Raw genomic sequence first — 19915 nt, forward strand, 5'->3', positions numbered from 1 at the left:
CGGAACCCGCCGCGGCACGCCGGCCTGACCCCCCACCCTGCTTGACCCCGGTGGCAAGGTGGGCCCATGAGACGTCGCCGTCCTGAGACACCGTTCCACGACCTCAAGCACTTCATCGCGTACCCGCGCGTGAACGGGTTGGCGCTCAGCCCGGACGGCCAGCGGTTGGCCACGATCGTCTCCACCCTGGACGCGAAGAAGACCCGCTACGCGAACGCGGTCTGGCAGGTCGACCCCACGGGTGAGGCCCCCGCACGCCGGATCACCCGATCCGCCAAGGGCGAGTCGGGGGCCGCCCACGACGCCGCCGGCAACCTCTACTTCATCAGCGCCCGGCCCGACCCGGACGCCGACGCCGACGACCCCGTGGCCGCACTCTGGATGATCCCCGCCGCGGGCGGCGAGGCGCGCCCGGTGATCTCGCGGCCCGGCGGCATCCAGTCGGTGCACACCGGACGCAACGGCGGCGTCTTCGTCGTGGCTCCACTCATGCCGGCGGCCGAGGCGGCCGACGACCCCGAGAAGGCGGACGCCGACCTGCGCAATCTCCGCAAGGAGAAGAAGGTCACGGCGATCCTCCACACGGACGCCTCCGTCCGGTACTGGGATTCCGACCTCGGTCCGGACGCGCCGCACCTGTTCGCCGTGGAGGAGGCCCCGGCCGATGAGGCCAGGCCCAACGCGGACGAGGCGGACGAGGCCGCCGAGGCGGAGGCGCCCACCGACCCGACGCTGCCCAGCACCGTGGACGCGCTCGCCCCCCGTCGCCTCCGCCTGCTGACCAAGGGCGCCGGCGCCACGTTGCGCGAGACGGCCGTCCACGTCTCCCCCGATGGCTCGTTCCTGCTCGCGGGCCGCACGATCGCGGTCGCCAAGGGCGACCGCCACACGACGATCACGAGGGTCGACACCGCAGCCGGAACCTGGACCGACCTCGTCGCCCCCGTCACCGGCACCGACTACTCCCCCGGCCCCATCAGCCCCGACGGCACCCGCGCGCTGGTGAACTTCGGCCGCACCGGCACGGCCACGACCGCGCCCACCCACGAGTTGGGCCTGCTCGACATCTCCTCGGGCATCGTCACCCCGACCGGTGACGCCTTCGACCAGTGGGCCTCCCCCGTCGCATGGTTCCCCACCGGCGACGCGGTGCTGCTGAACGCCGACCAGGACGGACGCGGCCCGCTGTTCCGCCTGGACGTCTCCACCGGCGAGGTGAGCCGGCTCACCCACGACGACGCCGCGTACAGCGCCGCCGCGATCGCTCCGGACGGCACGGTGTACGGCATCCGATCCAGCTACGAGTACCCCAGCGAGGTCGTCCGCGTCGACGGCGACGCCGTGATCCGCCTCCCCAATCCCGTCGAGCGCCCCGAACTCCCCGGCACGCTCACCGAGGTCGAGACGACCGCCGCCGACGGCGTCCGCATTCGCGCGTGGTTGGCGACGCCGCACGGCACCTCGGCCGAGCAGCCCGCTCCCCTCCTGCTGTGGATCCACGGCGGTCCGGTCAGCTCCTGGAACGCCTGGTCCTGGCGCTGGACGCCGTGGGTCGCGGTCGCGCAGGGCTATGCCGTCCTGCTGCCCGACCCCGCGCTGAGCACCGGCTACGGCCAGGACTTCATCCAGCGCGGCTGGGGCTCATGGGGCGACAAGCCGTACACCGACCTCATGGCCATCACCGACGCGATCGAGGCGCGCGACGACATCGACGGCAGCAGGACCGTCGCCATGGGCGGCAGCTTCGGCGGCTACATGGCCAACTGGATCGCCGGTCACACCGATCGCTTCGCCGCGATCGTCACGCACGCGAGCCTGTGGGCGCTCGACCAGTTCGGGCCCACCACCGACGCACCCTTCTACTGGGCGCGCGAGATGGGCGGCCTGCTCGAGGGCCACTCACCCCACGAGTCGGTGGGCGACATCACCACGCCGATGCTCGTCATCCACGGCGACAAGGACTACCGCGTCCCCATCGGCGAGGGCCTGCGCCTGTGGTGGGAGCTGCTCAGCAAGTCCGGGCTGCCGGCCGACGACGAGGGCAGGAGCCCGCACCGGTTCCTGTACTTCCCCGACGAGAACCACTGGATCCTCACCCCGCAACATGCGCGGGTCTGGTACGAGGTCGTCCTCGGCTTCGTCGGGGAGCACGTCCACGGCCGGACGCCCCGGCTTCCGGACGCGCTCGGGCTCGGCTGAGCCCCATTGTGTGCATTTCCGGGTGGAAGAACCCCGAGGATCCTCGGGGTTCTTCCACCCGGAAATGCAGGCGGGTCAGGGACGCAGCAGCGCCTTGATCGCCCGGCGCTCATCCATGGCGCGGTAGCCCTCGGCGGCGTCCTCCAGGCCCAGGGTCAGGTCGAACACCAGCCCGGGGTTGATGTCGCCCGACAGGACCCGGTCCATCAGGTCGGGCAGGTACGTCCGGACCGTCGCCATGCCGCCCCGGACGCCGACGTTGCGGGAGAACATCTGGTTGATCGGCAACTCCACCCCGTGCGGGACACCCACGAAGCCGACCATCGCCCCGGGGCGCGCGCACGCGATCGCCTGGTTCATGGCGTCCCCGGTGCCGACACACTCCAGGACCGCGTCCGCCCCGATGCCGTCGGTGAGCTCCCTGATCAGCGCGACCCCCTCCTCGCCGCGCGCCTCCACGATGTCGGTCGCGCCGAACAGACGCGCGACCTCCTGCCGCGAGGCGTGCCGGCTCATCGCGATCACCCGTCCGGCCCCCAACTGGGACGCCGCGAGCACCCCGCACAGGCCGACCGCGCCATCGCCGACCACGACCGCCGTGCCGCCCGGCTTGACGCCCGCCATCACTGCGGCGTGCCATCCGGTCGCCATGACGTCGCTGAGGGTCAACAGGGACGGGATCAGCGCCTCGTCGGGCTGCTCCGGGGTCGCCACGAGGGTCCCGTCCGCGAGCGGGACCCGCAGCAGTTCGGCCTGGCAGCCGTCGTACCACTGGTGCTGCACGCACCCGTTCGGGAAACCGGCCCTGCAGTGCGCGCACGTGTTGTCGGACGCGTAGAACCCGCCGACCACGAAGTCGCCGACTTTGACGTCCCGCACCTCGTCGCCCACGGCCTGGACCACGCCGCAGTACTCATGGCCCATGGGATGGGGGTCGGTGGGGTCGTTGATGCCCCGGTAGCTCCACAGGTCGGAGCCGCAGACACACGTCGCGCTCACCTTGATGATCGCGTCCGTCGCCTCCTTCAGGACGGGGTCCGGACGCTCCTCGACCCGGACGTCGCCGGGTCCGTACAAGATCACTCCACGCATGGTCCGAGCCTAAGGTGTCGCCATGGCGTCCGTTCCCCTGCCCCATCCGCTGACCGGGCAGCCGTTCGCGTCCCCGGTCCCGCCCGGGACGGGGTGGCCGGGCGACCCCGCCTGTGCCGACACTCCCGTCGCCACCGGCCCGGACGCCGTTGCCCTGCTGGCCGCGGACGCATCCCGCGCCACCTTGGACGCAGCCGTGACCGTCTGCCGCGCATGCCCGCGCCTGGTCGCGTGGCGGGAGCAGGTCGCGCAGGAGAAGCGGGCCGCGTTCGCCGACCAGCCGTACTGGGGGCGTCCCGTGGCGAGCTTCGGCGACCCGGATGCCACCGCGCTGATCGTCGGGCTCGCTCCGGCTGCGCACGGCGCCAACCGGACGGGACGCATGTTCACCGGCGACCGCTCGGGCGACTGGCTGTACGCCGCGCTGCACCGGGCCGGCTTCGCGTCCCGGCCCGTGGCGACGGGCGCCGGAGACGGGATGGTCCTCACGGGACTGCGCATCATCGCCCCGGTGCACTGCGCACCGCCGCTGAACAAGCCCACGACCGAGGAGAAGGCCACCTGCGCGCACTGGCTGGACCGGGACCTCCAGCTGTCCCAGCGGCGGGTCACCGCGATCATGGCGCTCGGGTCCATCGCCTGGGACTCCACCCTGGGCGCCGCCCGACGCCTGGGTTGGGCCGCACCGCGTCCCAAGCCGAAGTTCGGTCACGGCGCCGAGGCGGCCCTGGTGCTGCCCGGCGGCCGTGGCGTCCGGTTGGTGGGGTGCTACCACGTCAGCCAGCAGAACACCTTCACCGGCAAGCTCACCGAGCCCATGCTGGACGCCGCGATCGCGCGACTGCGTCCGTGAGGCCGATGGCGCCGGGGTGCTGACGCTCCGTCCGCCCAGTAGGCCGAATCGCAGCGGGGCGAGCGCGTGGATACGCTGGGTCCCATGCCTGATCTTGCGCAGAAGAACGGTCTGCCCCTGCCCGCGGACGAGACCCCGAGCACGGACCACCGGGTGTACGGCCCCTCCAAGCCCCCCACCCATCCCTTGGCCACCGCGCCGGTGGGCGCGCCGCCGTTCTCTGTCGACGGCTTCGTGAAGGAATTCCTGCACGAGCTGAACACGAACCAGGGCGTGGCGCTGTCGCGCTCGTCCATCAACGACCAGTACCTCGCGCTCGCCAGCACGGTGAAGAACTACCTGATGGCCCGCTGGCTGGAGACCAACCGCAAGACCCGTGAGGCCCAGGCCAAGACCGTCGGCTACCTGTCGGCGGAGTACCTGCTCGGACGCCAGCTCGGCAACGCGCTCATGGCGTCCGACCTCAACGACATCGCCAGCAGGGGCCTGGAGTTGTGTGGCATCGACCTGCCGACGCTGCGCTCCCAGGAAGTGGAGCCGGGCCTGGGCAACGGCGGCCTCGGCCGTCTCGCCGCCTGCTTCATCGACTCGCTGGCCACCATGGACGTCCCCTGCATCGGCTACGGCATCCGCTACGAGTACGGCATCTTCCGCCAGACCTTCGTCGACGGACGCCAGGTCGAACAGCCCGACTCCTGGTTGAAGCTGGGCTCCCCGTGGGAGTTTCCGCACCCCGAGGCGTCCGTGCAGGTCGACTTCGGCGGCCACACCGAGAAGTACACCGACGAGAACGGCACCGAGCGCACCCGCTGGGTCCCGGACTGGAACGTCCTCGGCGTCCCCTACAACTACATGGTGCCGGGCTACCTGAACGGTCGCGTGAACACGCTGCGCCTGTGGAGCGCCACCGCCACCAACGCGTTCGACCTGCAGATCTTCAACGCGGGCGACTACGCCGCGGCGGTCCGGTCCCAGACCTTCGCCGAGAACATCTCGAAGGTGCTCTACCCCGAGGACTCCACGCCCCAGGGCAAGGAGCTGCGCCTCCAGCAGCAGTACTTCTTCGTGGCCTGCTCGCTGCGCGACTTCATCGACAACGAGCTGGAGGACGGCTTCGACCTCCACAACCTGCCCGACCGGATCCACTTCCAGCTGAACGACACGCACCCCGTCATCGCGGTGCCGGAGCTCATGCGCATCCTCGTGGACGAGAAGGGCTTCGCCTGGGACGAGGCGTGGGACGTCACCCGGCGCTGCTTCGCCTACACCTGCCACACGCTGCTGCCCGAGGCCCTCGAGGTCTGGTCGACCGACCTGCTGGGCCGGCTGCTGCCGCGCCACCTGGAGATCATCTACCAGATCAACGAGGAGTTCCTCGCCGAGGTGCGCGAGGCGTTCCCCGGCGACGAGCTGCGCGCCCGTCGCATGTCGATCATCTCCGAGTACCCCCAGCGCGGCGTCCGCATGGCCTTCCTCGCCACGATCGCGGCGACCAAGGTCAACGGCGTCGCAGCGCTGCACTCGCAGCTGCTGCGCGACAAGGTCCTGCCGGACTTCTCGGAACTGTGGCCGGACAAGTTCACCAACGTCACCAACGGCGTCACCCCGCGCCGCTTCGTGAAGATGGCCAACCCGAAGCTGTCCGACCTCATCTCGGACGCCATCGGCAGCGGCTGGATCACCGACCTGGAGCGCCTCAAGGAGCTCGAGCCGTACGCCGAGGACACCGACTTCCGCGCGGGCTTCCGCGAGGTCAAGGCCTGGAACAAGAAGCGCCTCACCAACCTGCTCAAGGCCCGGGACGGGATCGAGCTGCCCGACGGGCACCTGCTCGACGTCATGGTCAAGCGTCTGCACGAGTACAAGCGCCAGTCGCTGAAGCTCCTGCACATCGTGTCGCTGTACGAGCAGGTGCTGTCGGGGAAGGTCGCGGCGTCCGACATCACGCCCCGCACCGTCGTGTTCGGCGCGAAGGCCGCCCCGGGCTACACGATGGCCAAGGAGACCATCCACCTCATCAACAAGGTCGCGGCGACGGTCAACAACGACCCGCTCCTGGAGGGACGCCTCAAGGTCGCCTTCCCGGCGAACTACAACGTGACCCTGGCCGAGAAGCTGATCCCGGCCGCCGACCTGTCCGAGCAGATCTCGCTCGCCGGCATGGAGGCGTCCGGCACCGGCAACATGAAGTTCGCCCTCAACGGCGCCCTCACCGTCGGCACGGACGACGGTGCGAACGTCGAGATCCGCCAGCTGGTGGGCGACAAGCACTTCTTCCTGTTCGGCATGAACGAGCCGCAGGTCGCCGAGCTGGGCACCAAGGGCTACGACCCGGCCTCGTACTACCGGAGCAACCCGCAGCTGAAGGCCGCCCTGGACCTGATCCTGTCCGGCCACTTCAGCGGGGGCGACCGGCACCTCTTCGACTCGGTCGTCTACAACCTGCTCGACGGCGATCGGTTCATGGCCCTGGCCGACTTCCAGTCCTACATCGACGCCCAGTCACGCGTGGAGGAGAAGTACGCCGACACCGAGGCGTGGACGCGTTCGGCGATCCTCAACGTCGCCCGCACCGGCTACTTCAGCTCCGACCGTTCGATGCGCGACTACATCCAGCGCATCTGGCACACGCAGCCGATGCTCTGAGGGCGGCAGGGCCGGGGGCATCACCCCCGGCCCTGCCCCTGTTCCCCCTGGACGCGCCTCTTGGTGGTGGCCACGACGCTGGCCGAGGCGACGACGACACAGGCCATCGCGAGGATCTCGATCGGGCGGAGCTCCTCGCCCAGCATGAGCAGCGCGAAGAGCGCGGCCGCCGCGGGTTCAAGGGACATCAGGATGCCGAAGACCCGCGGTTCCATGCGCCTCAGGGCGATCATCTCCAGGCCGTACGGGACTGCGGAGGAGAGCAGGCCGATGGCCAGGCCCGTCCCCCACACCGCGGGCAGGGCCGACGGGAGCAGCCCCAGCGCCAGCACCAGGGGGGTCAACCCGACGAGGCCGACCCAGAAGGCCACGGCCACCCCCGACACCCCCGACCAATCCCGTCCCACCGGGACGGCCAGCAGGATGTAGCTCGCCCACAACGCGCCGGCCACGAGCGCCCAGAGCACGCCGATCGGGTCGAGCGTCCCGGGCGAGAAGCCGAGGAGGAGCACACCGAGCGCGGCCAGGCCGACCCACAGCAGGTCACGCGCCCGTCGGGAGTGCGCGACCGAGACGCCCAGGGGGCCCAGGAACTCCAGGGTCACCGCCATGCCGATCGGGATGCGTTCGATGGCGAGGTAGAACGTGACGTTCATGCCCGCCAGGCACAGACCGTACGCGACCACCCAGGCCCAGTCGCGTCGTGTGTGCCCCCTCAACCGGGGCCGCGTGAGCAGGCCCAGCACGACCGCAGCTCCCAGGAGCCGCAGCCAGGCGACGGTCAGCGGTGCCGCGGAGGAGTAGAGATCCTTGGCCAGCGAAGAGCCGAGCTGCACCGATGCGATCGCCACCAGCACCAGCACGACGGGGGCGGACGCCAGCCGCTCCGCCGCCCCCCTCGCCCTCTGCACGGACCCATCATGGCGCCTCACGGACGCCGCGGAGGGGGCGCCACCGGGGCTGGGCACCCGATGTCTGGGGAAACGCCGCTACCAAGCGGAGTCAACCGCGGGAACCGGCGCCTGGGCGGCGCTACCGCTGCCCCCACCAGGCGAGCAGCGCCTCACGGGCGGCCTCCTCGCCCAGCGGACCCTCGTCGATGCGCTTCTCCAGGAGGAACTTGTAGGCCTGCCCGACCGCCGGGCCCGGCCCGATGCCGAGGATCTCCATGATCTGCGTGCCGTCGAGGTCGGGGCGCATGGCGTCCAGTTCCTCCCGCTCGGCCAGCTCGTCGATCCGCCACTCCAACTGCTCGTACGCGGTGCGCAGGCGGTTGGCCTTGCGGGCGTTGCGCGTCGTGCAGTCCGCGCGGGTGAGGATGTGGAGTCGTTCGAGCACGTCACCGGCGTCGCGGACGTAGCGGCGGACCGCGGAGTCGGTCCAGTCGGCGTCCGCATAGCCGTGGAAGCGCAGGTGCAGCTCGACCAGCTGGGCGACCGCCTTGACCTCGTCGGAGGAGAACCGGAGCTCGGTGAGCCGCTTCCTGGTCATCTTCGCGCCGACCACGTCGTGGTGGTGGAAGGACACCTTGCCGCCACCCTCGAACCGCTTCGTGCGCGGCTTCCCGACGTCGTGGAACACCGCCGCCAGGCGCCCGACGAGGTCGGGCTGGTGCCCACGCTCCCGCTCGAGGTCGATCGACTGCTCCAAGACGGTGAGGGTGTGCTGGTAGATGTCCTTGTGGCGCCCGTGTTCGTCGACCTCCCGGACCAGGGCGGCCACCTCGGGCAGCACCCGATCCGCCAACCCGGTGCGGACCAACAGGTCAAGGCCGGCGCGCGGGGAGTCCGACAGCAGCAGGCGCGAGAGCTCGTCCCGGACACGCTCGGCGGAGATGATCTCGATCCGTTCCGCCATGTCGGTCATGGCTGCGACCACCTCGGGTGCCGGCTCGAAGCCCAGCTGTGAGGCGAAGCGCGCCGCCCGCATCATCCGCAGCGGGTCGTCGCTGAACGACACCTCGGGGGTCGAGGGGGTCCGCAACGCACGGGCCTCGAGGTCGGCCAGACCGCCGTGCGGATCCTCGAAGGCGCCCGACACCACGGACAGGGCCATGGCGTTGACGGTGAAGTCGCGGCGCACGAGGTCGTCCACGAGCGAGTCACCGAACGACACGGTCGGCTTGCGCGAGGTGGGGTCGTAGGAATCGGCGCGGTAGGTGGTGACCTCGACGATCTCCTCGACGTCGCCGACCCGGACGCTCGCGCCGATGGTGCCGAACTCGCGCCCCATGTCCCAGGTGGTGCGGGTCAGCCCGCGCAGGACCGCCTCGATGGCGTCCGGCCGCGCGGGCGTGGTGAAGTCGAGATCGTGGATCCCCCGCCCCATGAGCGCATCGCGCACGGGTCCGCCGACGAGGTGGAGGTCGTGCCCCGCCGCCGCGAAGGCGTCCGCGACGCGGCGGATGACGGGGGTGGCCAGCACCGCCGCCTCGAGGGCACGACGCTGGTCAACGGTGAGGCTCGGCACGATCGACCAGTCTACCGGGCCTACCATGGGCGGGTGACCACGCCCCAGCCCGGCACCCGCCGCGCCCGGCTGGCTTCCCTCCTGGTGGCCGCCGCCGGCCTCACCGCGGCCACCGCACCGGTGGCCCCTGCCGCCGACCCCTCCTCCGGCCCGGTGACCGGCCCAGCGGTGTCCGCCGCGGTCACCCCGGCCGCCGTCACCCTGACCACGGCGGAGATCACCGGCGACACCCTCACCCTGGCCGGGACCGTGACCAACACGACCACCGAGCCGTTGACCGAGGTCGCCGTGGCCCTGTGGCGCTCCCCCGCCCTCCTGCGCTCCCCTGCGGCCGTCGCCGGCGCCCTCGCGGCCGAGACGACCACGCCGGGCACGGCGGCCGTCGTCGAACCGGGCAACCGCGTCACGATCACCGGGCAGGGCGACGCCCTCACGCCGGGAGCGATCCGTCCCTTCACGGTGTCCGGCTCGCTCGCCGCCCTGGGCCTGACCCAGACCGACGCCACCTGGTGGGTCGGCGCGAACGTGACCGGCGGGCGGGCCGGTTCGCGGAGCGCTTCGCTGGGGACGGCCCGCACGCTGGTGTCCCTGCCCGGCGAGCCGCTGCCGGTGGTGCAGGTGGTCGAGTTCTCGGCCCCACCCCGGCAGGTCAAGGAGAACCTCTTCACCGACGAGGGGCTCCTCACCGACATCACCGACGGGCGCCTCGGCGCCCTCCTGGACCGCGCCGAGGAAGGGGGCGGTAGCTGGGTCGTCGACCCGTCCCTGCTCATGGAACTCACCGACATGACCGACGGGTACCGCGTCCGGAGCAGCGACGGCAGCACGGCCGGCACCGGGGAGGAGGCCGCCCAGGCGTGGCTGACCCGCTTCCAGGCCCTGCCCCCGCGGGGTGCGGTGGGCCTGTTCGGCTCCCCCGACCTGTCCACGGTGGCCCGCCTCGACGACGCGACCCTGGTGGACGCCCTGCATGCCTCGGGAGGGGCCACCCTCGACGGACGGACCGCCCTGACCGTCGTCGACACCCCGGACGCCGCAACGCTCACCCTCGCCGGCACCCTCACCCGTCCCGTCATCGCGGTGGACGCCCGGGCGCGAGCCCTGCGGGTCGCCACGGGTGGGGTCGACGCGGTGGTCGCCCGGACGACCGGCCCGGTCGCCACTTCGCCCCTGCTGCCGGACACCGACCTGACCCGGCGGGCGGCCCGCTTCGCGACAGCGCGGGCGTCCGGTGGTGAGGTCCGCTGGGTGCGGTCGGTGGAGGACGCGCCCAAGGCCACGGACGCCCTGCCCCAGGGTTTCCGCGTCGCGGCACTGGCCGACGTCCTCACCGGACCGACGCAGCCGTGGGAGGCCCCCGCCGACCGGACGGGCAACCAGGCCTTGGACGGCCCCCACCTGTCCCGCGTCCTCAACCTGCGCCGGATGATGATCGCCTACGGCGACGCGGCACCCGAGGCCGGCGTCGGTTCGCTGGCGGACGCCCAGACCGTGCGCGCGGCGTCCCGCTGGTGGAACGAGGACCCCGCCTCCCTCGACAGGTGGCTGGACGCGCTGGCCGACCGCGTCGGAGCCGCGACCGGCGCGATGGTCAGCCTCGACGCCAGCAGCCGGTTCACGATGACGGGCGACACGTCGGAGTTCCCGGTCACGGTGACGAACCACCTCATCGACCCCGTCACCGTCCGCGTGGACGTGGAGTCGGACAACCCCCAGCGCATCTGGCTGACCGCGCCGGACGCCGTGACCGTGGCGCCCGGGGCGTCCAGCACGGTGATGCTGCAGGCGAACGCGGCCGGTGGTGGGATCGTGCGGGCGAGCGTCCACGCCACGACGCCCAGCGGCCATAGGCTGACCCCAGACCGCGAGGTCGTGGTCGAGACCACCAACTACGGCACGATCGGCTGGGTCATCGTGGTCGTCTCCGGTGTGGTGCTGGTCCTGACGACGGCGCACCGCATCCGGCAGGTGCGCACGAGGCGGAAGGGTGAGGATGGCTGAGGGCAGGGCTCCGGAGGCACAGGCGTCGAGCAAGCGGCTCCTGAACGCCACGGCCGTCATGGCCTCGGGCACCGCCATCAGCCGGGTGCTGGGGTTCGCCAAGGCCATGCTGCTGGTCTTCGTCTTCGGCGCGACCACCCAGGCGGACAGCTACCAGTTGGCCACGCAGGTCCCCAACACGCTGTACATGCTCCTGGCCGGCGGCGCCCTCAACACGGTGCTGGTGCCCCAGATCGTCCGGCACGCGCGCAACGACGCCGACGGCGGTGAGGCGTTCATCAACCGGATCATGACGGCGTTCATCGCCGTCCTTGCGGTCGCGACGGCCATCTTCACGGCCCTCACCCCGGCGGTGCTCTCGCTGTGGACCTCCGCCACCTGGCGCGAGCCCGGTCAGGACGCCCACTGGCAGCAACTCGTCCTCTTCGGCATGCTCACCATGCCGCAACTGTTCTTCTACGGCGCGTTCTTCCTCATCGGCCAGGTCCTCAACGCACGGGACAAGTTCGGCCCGATGATGTGGGCCCCGATCCTGAACAACGTCGTCGGCATCGCGGTGCTCGGCCTGTACGCCGCCCTGTGGGGGACCAACGCCGGCAACGCCGCCTTCTCCGACGCCCAGGTGCTCACCCTCGGGCTCGGCTCCACGCTGGGGATCATCGTCCAGACCCTGGCGCTCATCCCGGCGATGCGGTCGATCGGTTTCCACTACCGTCCGCGCTGGGATCTCAAGGGCCAGGGCCTCGGCGAGACGTTCCACCTCGCCAAGTGGATGCTCGGCTACGTCCTGCTCACCACGATCGTCCAGATCGTCGTCAGCAAGCTCGGGTCGGACGCCACGCTCGCGGCCGGGGCGGGTGAGGGTGCCGGCATCGCCGTGTACAACACGGGCTACCTCGTCTGGCTGCTCCCCCACTCACTCCTGACCGTGTCGCTGGCCACCGCGATGTTGCCCTCGGCCTCCCGGCTGGCCGCCGCGCACGACATGGAGGGCGTCGCCGCCGAGACGACGCGCACGCTGCGCCTCGCGCTGACGTTCATGGTGCCGGCGGCGTTCGGGTTCCTGGCGCTCGGGCTCCCGTTCTTCAAGGTCGCCTTCGGCCACGGCACCAACGCCGACACCTGGATGTTGTTCGGTTGGGCCCTCATGGGCTTCTCGCTGGGCCTGATCCCGTTCACGATCCAGTACGTGTACCTGCGCGGCTTCTACGCCCTCGAAGACACCCGCACCCCGTTCTTCCTGCAACTCGCGATCTCGATCGCGAACATCGCCCTCGGCCTCGGCCTGGTGTGGGCCATCTCCAACCCCGCGACCGTGGCGGCACGCCTGGCGATCGCCTACTCCGTCGCGTACGTCGTCGGAGCCGCCCTGACCCACCGCTCACTCAAGAAGCACCTGCCCGGCATCTCCGGACGGGACCTCGGTCGCCACCTCGTCCAGCTCACGCTGGCCGTCACCCCGGGTGCGGTGCTGGCCGCCGGCGCGGCCTGGTGGAGCTACGGGGCGTCCACGCTCGTCGCCGCGGCGACGCTCGCCGCGGCATCCCTCGTGCTCGTGCTGAGCTTCTTCTTCGTCGCCAAGCGGCTCGGCGTCCGGGAGACCACCGCACTGCTCGGTGCACTGCGTCGGCGCGGGCGGACCCGTCCGGGCGCCGAGGCCCCGGCCGCCGGCGCGGGCGGAGCCCCCGATCCCGACGGCGACGGCGGGGGGGACGCGCTGCTGGCCTACCCCGAGGCGGACGGGACGTCGGCGTCCGACCCCTTCGCGGAGAGCGAGGCGCGGAACCATCCCGGCGACATCCTCGACGGGCGCTACCGCTTGGACGAGGCGCTGAACCAGCGCGGCACGACGGTGACCTGGCGCGGTTGGGACCTGAACCTCTCCCGGCCCGTCCTCCTGCACGTGCTGGACCCCTCCGAGCCCCGGGTGCTGGAGATCCTCGACCAGGCCCGCCAGGCGGCCCAGGCGATCGACTCCCGCTACCTGCGCGTGTGGGACGCCATTCTGGACGAGACCGGCGAACACGGCTCCTACATCGCCTGCGAGTACGCGCCCGGCCAGTCGCTCGAACTCGCGTTCACGGCGGGCCCCCTCTCGGAGGTGGAGGCGGCCTGGGTCGTCCGCGAGATCGCGGCGGGTCTGGTGGCGATGCACGGCCAGGGCCTCCACCACCGGCAGCTGAATCCGGACACGGTGGTGATCACGGCGTCCGGCAACGTGAAGATCGTCGGCTTCCTCGTCGAGCACGCGCTGCACCCGGTGACGAGTGACGTGGACCCCGAGCAGGCGGACGTCCGGGCCCTGGGTGAGCTGCTGTACGCCAGCCTGACCGGCCACTGGCCCGGCGGTGCACGGTACGGCCTCCCAGCCGCACCGGTGGACAGCTGGGGCCGCCTGGTCCTGCCGCGACAGGTCACCCACCTCGTGTCCACGGAGCTCTCGGACATCGTCGACCGCATCCTGTCGCCGGTGCCGCGGGGGCGCGCCACACCGCTGGAGACGGCCGCCGACATCGCGGTCGCCCTGTCGGCCGTCCTGGGGGGGACGGACGCGGCCAACCAGCTGGAGAACCGTCTGAAGTACCCCATCGCCCCGGTGCGGATCACCGTGCCCCCTCCCCCGTCGGCGGGCCGTCTGGCCACACCGGCGGCGGACACCGCGACCACCTCCGTGAGCGAGCAGGTCCTGTGGCCGGAGGAGGAGTCGACGGGCGCGCTGCGCTCGCGCAGCGACGATCGACCGGCGTCACCGTGGGGTCCCGAGCCGGACGGCCCCGGGCCGGACGAGGAGGACATCTCCACGCAGGCGTTCTGGCTGGACGACGTCGACGACGTGGAGGATGGTCCCGCGCAGCCGTACACGCCGATCCCGCCGCCCCGCTCGACGGTGACGGTCTCGCAGCAGGCTCCGTCCCAGGATCCGCCCCGCCGCTGGCAGGCGCTGTTGTTCGCCCTGTTCGCGCTGGTGCTCGTGGTGAGCCTGGTCATGGTCTTCGTCAACCAGTTCAACCGGTCGCGGGCGCTGCCGCCGAAGCCGTCCACGCCGTACGCGCTGGTCGCCGCCCGGGACTTCGACCCGGCCGGAGACGGTGGGGACGGGCGTGAGAACCCCGACCAGGTCCGCTTCGTGATGGACGGCGACCCCACCACCGCGTGGACCACCGAGCGCTACGGACGCTCGGCCAACTTCAACGGGCGCAAGCCGGGCGCGGGCGTGGTCGTCGACCTCGGTGCGGTCCGCGAGGTGCGCTGGGTCACCGTGGACGTCGGCGGCGGGGCGACCTCCGCCGACATCCGGGTGCCGGCGGACCCCGCCGTCTCCGCGCCACCGATGGACAACCGCGACCAGTGGCGCCGCGTCGGTGGGTTCACGGCGTCCACGGGCGCGATCGACCTCCAGCTCGAGGCACCCGTGCGGACCCGCTGGGTGCTGGTGTACCTGACGTCCATGCCGCGCGACGGAGCGAACTTCAGCGGCGCGATCCACGAGATCCGCGTCTCGCCGTAGTCGTCGGCCGCCCGCCGCGATCGGCCCGCCTCCGGAATACTCCTCTCGCCTGCCGTGTTGGGTCAGGGGCCGCACCGATCACTAGGCTGGTCGGTGAACACGAAAGAGGGATCCATGAACGACGTCCGCGACATCATCATCATCGGCTCCGGTCCTGCCGGCTACACCGCAGCGGTCTACGCCGCGCGCGCGTCCTTGGCACCCCTGATCTTCACGGGTGCCGTCGACGCCGGCGGCGCCTTGATGAACACCACCGAGGTTGAGAACTTCCCCGGGTTCCCCGAGGGCATCATGGGCCCCGACCTGATGATGAACATGAGGGCCCAGGCCGAGCGCTTCGGCGCCGAGCTCATCGAGGACGACGTCACCGAGGTCGAGCTGACCGGCCCGATCAAGGTCGTCCGGGACGGCTCCGGCACCGAGTACCGGGCCAAGGCCGTCATCCTGGCGATGGGGTCGGGCTACCGCCGCCTCGGCGTCCCGGGCGAGGACGAGCTGTCCGGCAAGGGTGTGTCCTGGTGCGCCACGTGTGACGGCTTCTTCTTCCGCAACAAGCCCATCGCCGTCATCGGCGGCGGCGACTCGGCGGTCGAGGAGGCGACGTTCCTGTCGCGCTTCGGCACCTCGGTGACGATGGTGCACCGCCGTGACGCGTTGCGCGCGTCCAAGATCATGGCCGCCCGCGCCGAAGCCGACCCGAAGATCGACTTCGCCTGGAACTCGGTCGTGGAGTCGATCAACGGTGCCAAGAACGTCGAGTCGATCACCCTGCGCGACACCCTGACCGGCGAGACCCGCGACCTCGACGTCCAGGGCGTGTTCGTGGCCATCGGCCACGACCCACGTTCTGAGCTCGTCAAGGGCCAGGTCGACCTGGACGCCGAGGGCTACGTCCTCGTGCAGCCGGGTTCGACCGCGACGTCGGTTCCGGGCGTCTTCGCCGCCGGCGACCTCGTCGACCACACCTACCGCCAGGCCATCACCGCCGCGGGCACCGGCTGCTCGGCCGCGCTGGACGCCGAGCGCTACCTCGCCGGCCTCGCCGACGCGGTGCTCACCGAGAAGGCGTTCGTCCGCGCGGAGTGACTCCGTGGCTTTCCGGGGCCCCGGTCCCGCTCACCCCAGGATGGGGTTGCGCGGGCCGGGGCCCTTTCCGTCCAGCCGCCGGGCGAGGCGGTCATGCCAGCGGGGCGGGAGGCAGTTCGCCGCGACGACGCGGGCCGCGGCGTCCTGGGCACCCATCTCGGCGGCGAACAGCGTGACCAGATCGATGTCGTGGGCCGGCGGCTCAAGGACCTCGATCGGGTCGCCCCGGTGGATGACCCCGGGGACCACCACCCGGAAATAGGTACCGCAGCGGCCCCGTTCGGCGAAGCGGCGCACCCACGCCTCCTCGCCGATGTGCCGCTGGAACGTCGCGCACGGCTGGCGCGACACCGACACCTCCAGGAGGACCTCCCCCATCCGCACGCGCTGGTTCACGATCAACGCCTCGAGGTCGATGCCCTCGGTGGTCAGGTTCTCGCCGAAGGTTCCGTCCGAGAGACCTCGCCCGAGGGCGGCCTCCCAACCATCCAGTTCCTCGCGGCTGAAGGCGTAGACCGCCTTGTGGGCACCGCCGTGGTGCGCCGCATCACCGATCAGGTCGCCCACGACACCGGAGCCGTCCCCGTAGTGGGGGCCGGGAGGGAAGACCTCGATGGACTCCACGGGGTGCTTGTCGATCCCCGTCAGCCGCTTCGTCCCCGGATCGGGCTTCGGCCGGGCCAGATTCGTCGAGCGGACGCGTGCGGTCATGGCGGGAGCGTAGCCCGGTTGACGAGGCGATTTGAGTCTCACGTCGCGTGAGGGTTTACGTTCAGGATCAGGAGGTGGACAACCATGAACAACCACACCACTGAAGAACTGCTGGCGATGCTCGACCAGCCCACCGACGTCGGCACCTCCGGCGCTCGAGTCGAATCCGTGCGGCGCCACGCCGCGATGGCGCTCGGCGCGATGAAGGACCCTGCCGTCGTCCCGCCCCTCCTGGCGCGCCTCCGCGCGGAGACGCCGGGATGCGGCGTCCACGAGACGCTGACCTGGGCGACCGTGCAGCACATCGACACCGCGCTGCCCGAGGTCCTCGCCATGCTCACCGATCCCGACCCGCACCTGCGGCGCACCGGCGCCCACATCCTCAGCAAGGTCGGCGACCCGGCCCACCTGGACGCGCTGACCCCGCTGGTCGCGGACGAGGACACCGACGTGGCCCTCAAGGCGTACCGCGCCGTCGCCCATTCGGGAGGCGAGCAGGTCGACAAGGCCTTGGACGCACTGAGCACCCGCCTCGGTGACGGGGACGACCTGCAGAGGGACGCCCTCACCGCGGCGTTCCACCGCTTCGGCGAGCAGGCTGTTCCCGCGCTGGTCAAGGCGCTGTCCGACACGGACGCCGAGGTGCGCGAGCACGCGGCCGATGCGTTGGGTCACCTCGGCGAGGATGCCGCCGCTGCACTGGAGGCGCTCACCGAGTTGGCCACCGACCCGGTTGAGGCGGTTCGCCTCTCGGCCGTCTCTGCCTTGGGCCAACTGGGTGAGACCGCCCGGGATGCCCTTCGTGGGCTCACCGAGGCCGACGACCCGGTCGTCGCCCTGGTGGCCAAGCGGTTCGTGGGCTGACCGGGGCGCCGGCGCCGAACACGTAGCGCCATGTGGACCACCTGTGGTCCACATGGCGCTACTCGGTGCTTCATCACCCCTTGTCAGCAGCACGGGCCGCTGAGCGCGGTCGGGTTCATGTGGTCCAGATGGCGCTACGCGCCTCCCGCCGGTTCCAGACGGCTTGCTGGACCTGCGCCTTCACGGCTTCAGGCCGTTTCGACGCGTCGTCGAACCCGACCCTGATCACCGTCCAGCCGAGTGCCGACAACTCGTTGTAGCGCCGCAGGTCACGGGTGAACCCCTCGCGAGATCCATGGAAGAGGTAGCTGTCGGCCTCCACCGCGATGCGCAGATCCACGTCGGCCAGGTCCACGCGCGCGGCGCCGGCCGCGGTGCAAATCTCCACCTGGGGAGCGAAGGAGGCTCCCTGCACATCGAGGAGGAGGGCGCGCAGCGCCGACTCGAAGGGGTTGGCGGGCAAGACCGACGCCTCGCGGGCGACCCGCGCGACGCCGCCACCCGTTCGCCGCCCCTCGCCCGCCTCCAGGAGTTCCAAGGGGCCGACATCCCCCGAGCGTAGAGCCGAGTCGGCGATGGCCAAGGCATCGCTGAAGGGCAGTGCGGCAGCACAGTCGAGGACCGTGCGCAGGGGGCCGGTGACACCATCGGCCAACTCTCGGGCCGACAAGCTCCGCCTCACGACGATCACCTGACCGTGAGCGCGCCGCGCCTCCCTGCGCTTGCGGCCTTGAGGCACCGCCAACTCGGTGGCCGGCGGCTCGTGCCACACGCCCCAGCCACGGTCGAGGGCGGCGCACCGGTGGGCGAGGGCCGCCCGACGCGAGGCAGCAACCGCTCGTCGCGCGCGGAGCAACTGCCGCCACGAATCCGGCCACGCTTCGGGTGCCAGGTGCCAAGCGGGCGCCTTCGGCGGGGTGGAGAGGAGTCTCACCGATTCGGGGCAGGCCATCCAGCCACCACCCAGACTCACCAGCTCGCCGGCCGCCAGGCACGCACGAACCGTCGCTCGACTCGAGGCGATCACGAGCGCCGCTGCCTCGCAGGCTCCGCCGAGGCGGGCGAGTTCGGCGAGGCACGCGTCGCGGCGGGTGGGGCGGGGCATGGGACGAGCATGGCGCGCCCGCAGGACCCGGTAGCAGTTGTCCACAGGGTTGGTGTTGTCCGTGTGTTGTCCGGAGCAGACCCGAGCACGCCACGTCCGACGACATAGCGCCATCTGGACCACATACGGTTCGACCACCGACCGGCACTTCCACATTCTCCCTTGTCAGCACCATGAGCCTCTCGACGCCGGTCGGGTTGATGTGGTCCCCATGGCGCTACGGCGCGGCCAACCGCCTCGCCAAGGCGCCGGTGCGGCCCGTCGCATCGACGACGGAGGCGATCGCACGCCTGGACTCCGGCCCGTCGATCGCACTCAACGCCATGAGGGCCGCCAAGCGAACGTCCTCCTCGGGGTCGCCGACCGTGGCAGCCAGGGCGTGCACCGCCCGCTGGTCCCCCACCACGCCCAACGCATCGGCAGCGTCGGCCCGGGTGGCGACGGACGAGTCGGACAGGCGGGCGAGCAGGGGCTCCACCGCCTCGGGTCCCGATTCGCCGAGGGCCGCCACGACCGCGGTGCGGACCAGCGTCGCGCCCCGACCCAGCTGTTCCGCGAGGGCCGCGACCGCCGCGCTCCCCCCGATCTGCCCCAAGGCGAAAGCGGCCTTCGCGGCCACATCCGCATCGGGGTCGGCGAGCAGGCGGCCCAGCGCCGGCACCGAGTCGGGGGCACCGATCTTGCTCAGCACGTGCGCCATCTGACGCCGAACCCCGGGAGAGGGGTCGGCCAACTCGGCCACCAGCCGGTGCAGCAACGGCGCCGGGTCATCCGCCGACTGGACCTGGCGGACAGCAGCCCACGTCGCCACCTCACGGACGCTGTCCGCGGGGTCGGCCCGCAGGAGATCCAGCAGGGTGTCGAAGGGAGCGTCGTCCGGGGCGTCCAGTGCGGCCCGGAAGCGAACCCAGGCATCCGGATGCCGCAGCCGCTCGGTGAGTGCGATGACGTCCAGCACCTCCTCCCAGCCGGCGCCCGCGGCGTCCCGCAACCTCTGGAGTCGGGCGAGCAGGTCCCGCTCGGCGGCGATGCGCCCCTCGACGAGTTCGATGTGGCGCTCCAAGGTGTCGGACGCGTCGAAGTCCGGGTCGTCGAGGGCGTGGCCGATCTGTTCCAGGCCCAGGCCCAGCGACTTCAGGTGCTGGATGGCCAGGAGCCGTTCCATGTCCTCGGGCGCATAGAGGCGGTAGTCACCGCCCGAACGGCCCGAAGGGACGAGCAGCCCCAGTTCGTCGTAGTGCCGCAGGGTGCGGTGCGTCAGGCCCGTGCGTCGGGCGACCTCGCCGATCTTCAGCCACTCCACCCCCGCAGGCTACTGGCGGAATGAACCGGCGGGGCGACGGGTTAGCATGGACGTCGTTCCTGATCCCTGCCCGAGGAG

The 19915-nt window shown here is 71.5% G+C and carries 13 protein-coding genes; 7 read left to right on the top strand and 6 right to left on the bottom strand.

Going from position 1 to position 19915, the window contains the following annotated elements; translation table 11 throughout:
• The first annotated feature begins 66 nt into the window (after positions 1-66).
• Positions 67-2199 (top strand): S9 family peptidase, encoded by a 2133-nt coding sequence (locus AC5YDA_RS07145; protein WP_496189724.1) that lies wholly within the window; start codon positions 67-69, stop codon positions 2197-2199.
• A gap of 75 nt (positions 2200-2274) precedes the next feature.
• Here AC5YDA_RS07145 and AC5YDA_RS07150 read toward each other — a convergent pair whose 3' ends face one another.
• Positions 2275-3291 carry a zinc-dependent alcohol dehydrogenase family protein gene (locus tag AC5YDA_RS07150; RefSeq protein ID WP_496189723.1) on the bottom strand — a complete coding sequence of 339 codons (1017 nt, stop codon included), beginning with the start codon at positions 3289-3291 and terminating at the stop codon, positions 2275-2277.
• A 22-nt stretch (positions 3292-3313) separates the two neighbouring features.
• Here AC5YDA_RS07150 and AC5YDA_RS07155 point away from each other — a divergent pair, with 22 nt between their 5' ends.
• Positions 3314-4144: a uracil-DNA glycosylase gene (locus AC5YDA_RS07155; RefSeq protein ID WP_496189722.1), complete on the top strand. Its 831-nt coding sequence runs from the start codon at positions 3314-3316 to the stop codon at positions 4142-4144.
• Between the two features lie 84 nt (positions 4145-4228).
• A complete protein-coding gene (locus tag AC5YDA_RS07160) occupies positions 4229-6790 on the top strand; it encodes a glycogen/starch/alpha-glucan phosphorylase (RefSeq protein ID WP_496189721.1) in 2562 nt (853 codons plus the stop codon).
• 20 nt (positions 6791-6810) lie between these two features.
• On the opposite strand, the gene AC5YDA_RS07165 is transcribed toward AC5YDA_RS07160, so the two are convergent.
• Both AC5YDA_RS07165 and AC5YDA_RS07170 read right to left on the bottom strand, forming a co-directional pair.
• On the bottom strand, positions 6811-7701 hold the full coding sequence (locus AC5YDA_RS07165; protein WP_496189720.1) for an EamA family transporter: 891 nt from the start codon (positions 7699-7701) through the stop codon (positions 6811-6813).
• Between the two features lie 121 nt (positions 7702-7822).
• A complete protein-coding gene (locus tag AC5YDA_RS07170; RefSeq protein ID WP_496189719.1) occupies positions 7823-9286 on the bottom strand; it encodes a CCA tRNA nucleotidyltransferase in 1464 nt (487 codons plus the stop codon).
• 6 nt (positions 9287-9292) lie between these two features.
• On the opposite strand from AC5YDA_RS07170, the gene AC5YDA_RS07175 reads away from it, so the two are divergent.
• The 3 genes from AC5YDA_RS07175 (at position 9293) to trxB (ending at position 15854) form a co-directional block, all read left to right on the top strand.
• Complete coding sequence (locus AC5YDA_RS07175) at positions 9293-11260, top strand: DUF6049 family protein (RefSeq protein ID WP_496189718.1); 1968 nt, start codon at positions 9293-9295, stop codon at positions 11258-11260.
• A complete protein-coding gene (gene murJ, locus AC5YDA_RS07180) occupies positions 11253-14768 on the top strand; it encodes a murein biosynthesis integral membrane protein MurJ (protein ID WP_496189717.1) in 3516 nt (1171 codons plus the stop codon). Before AC5YDA_RS07175 ends, murJ begins: the two co-directional genes overlap by 8 nt.
• A gap of 114 nt (positions 14769-14882) precedes the next feature.
• Positions 14883-15854, top strand: a complete 972-nt coding sequence (trxB, locus tag AC5YDA_RS07185; protein WP_496189716.1) for a thioredoxin-disulfide reductase — start codon at positions 14883-14885, stop codon at positions 15852-15854.
• 30 nt (positions 15855-15884) lie between these two features.
• On the opposite strand, the gene AC5YDA_RS07190 is transcribed toward trxB, so the two are convergent.
• Positions 15885-16565 (bottom strand): MOSC domain-containing protein, encoded by a 681-nt coding sequence (locus AC5YDA_RS07190; RefSeq protein WP_496189715.1) that lies wholly within the window; start codon positions 16563-16565, stop codon positions 15885-15887.
• Positions 16566-16649: 84 nt separating this feature from the next.
• Between AC5YDA_RS07190 and AC5YDA_RS07195 the strand changes: the two genes are divergently transcribed.
• Entirely contained in the window at positions 16650-17429 is a 780-nt protein-coding gene (locus AC5YDA_RS07195; protein ID WP_496189714.1) for a HEAT repeat domain-containing protein, read from the top strand.
• A gap of 115 nt (positions 17430-17544) precedes the next feature.
• Here the strand turns inward: AC5YDA_RS07195 and AC5YDA_RS07200 are convergent, their stop codons facing one another.
• Positions 17545-18534 (bottom strand): endonuclease domain-containing protein, encoded by a 990-nt coding sequence (locus tag AC5YDA_RS07200; protein ID WP_496189713.1) that lies wholly within the window; start codon positions 18532-18534, stop codon positions 17545-17547.
• 217 nt (positions 18535-18751) lie between these two features.
• Positions 18752-19837, bottom strand: a complete 1086-nt coding sequence (locus tag AC5YDA_RS07205; RefSeq protein ID WP_496189712.1) for a HEAT repeat domain-containing protein — start codon at positions 19835-19837, stop codon at positions 18752-18754.
• Positions 19838-19915 lie beyond the last annotated feature (78 nt).

The organism is Propioniciclava sp. LT294 (genome assembly GCF_059516005.1).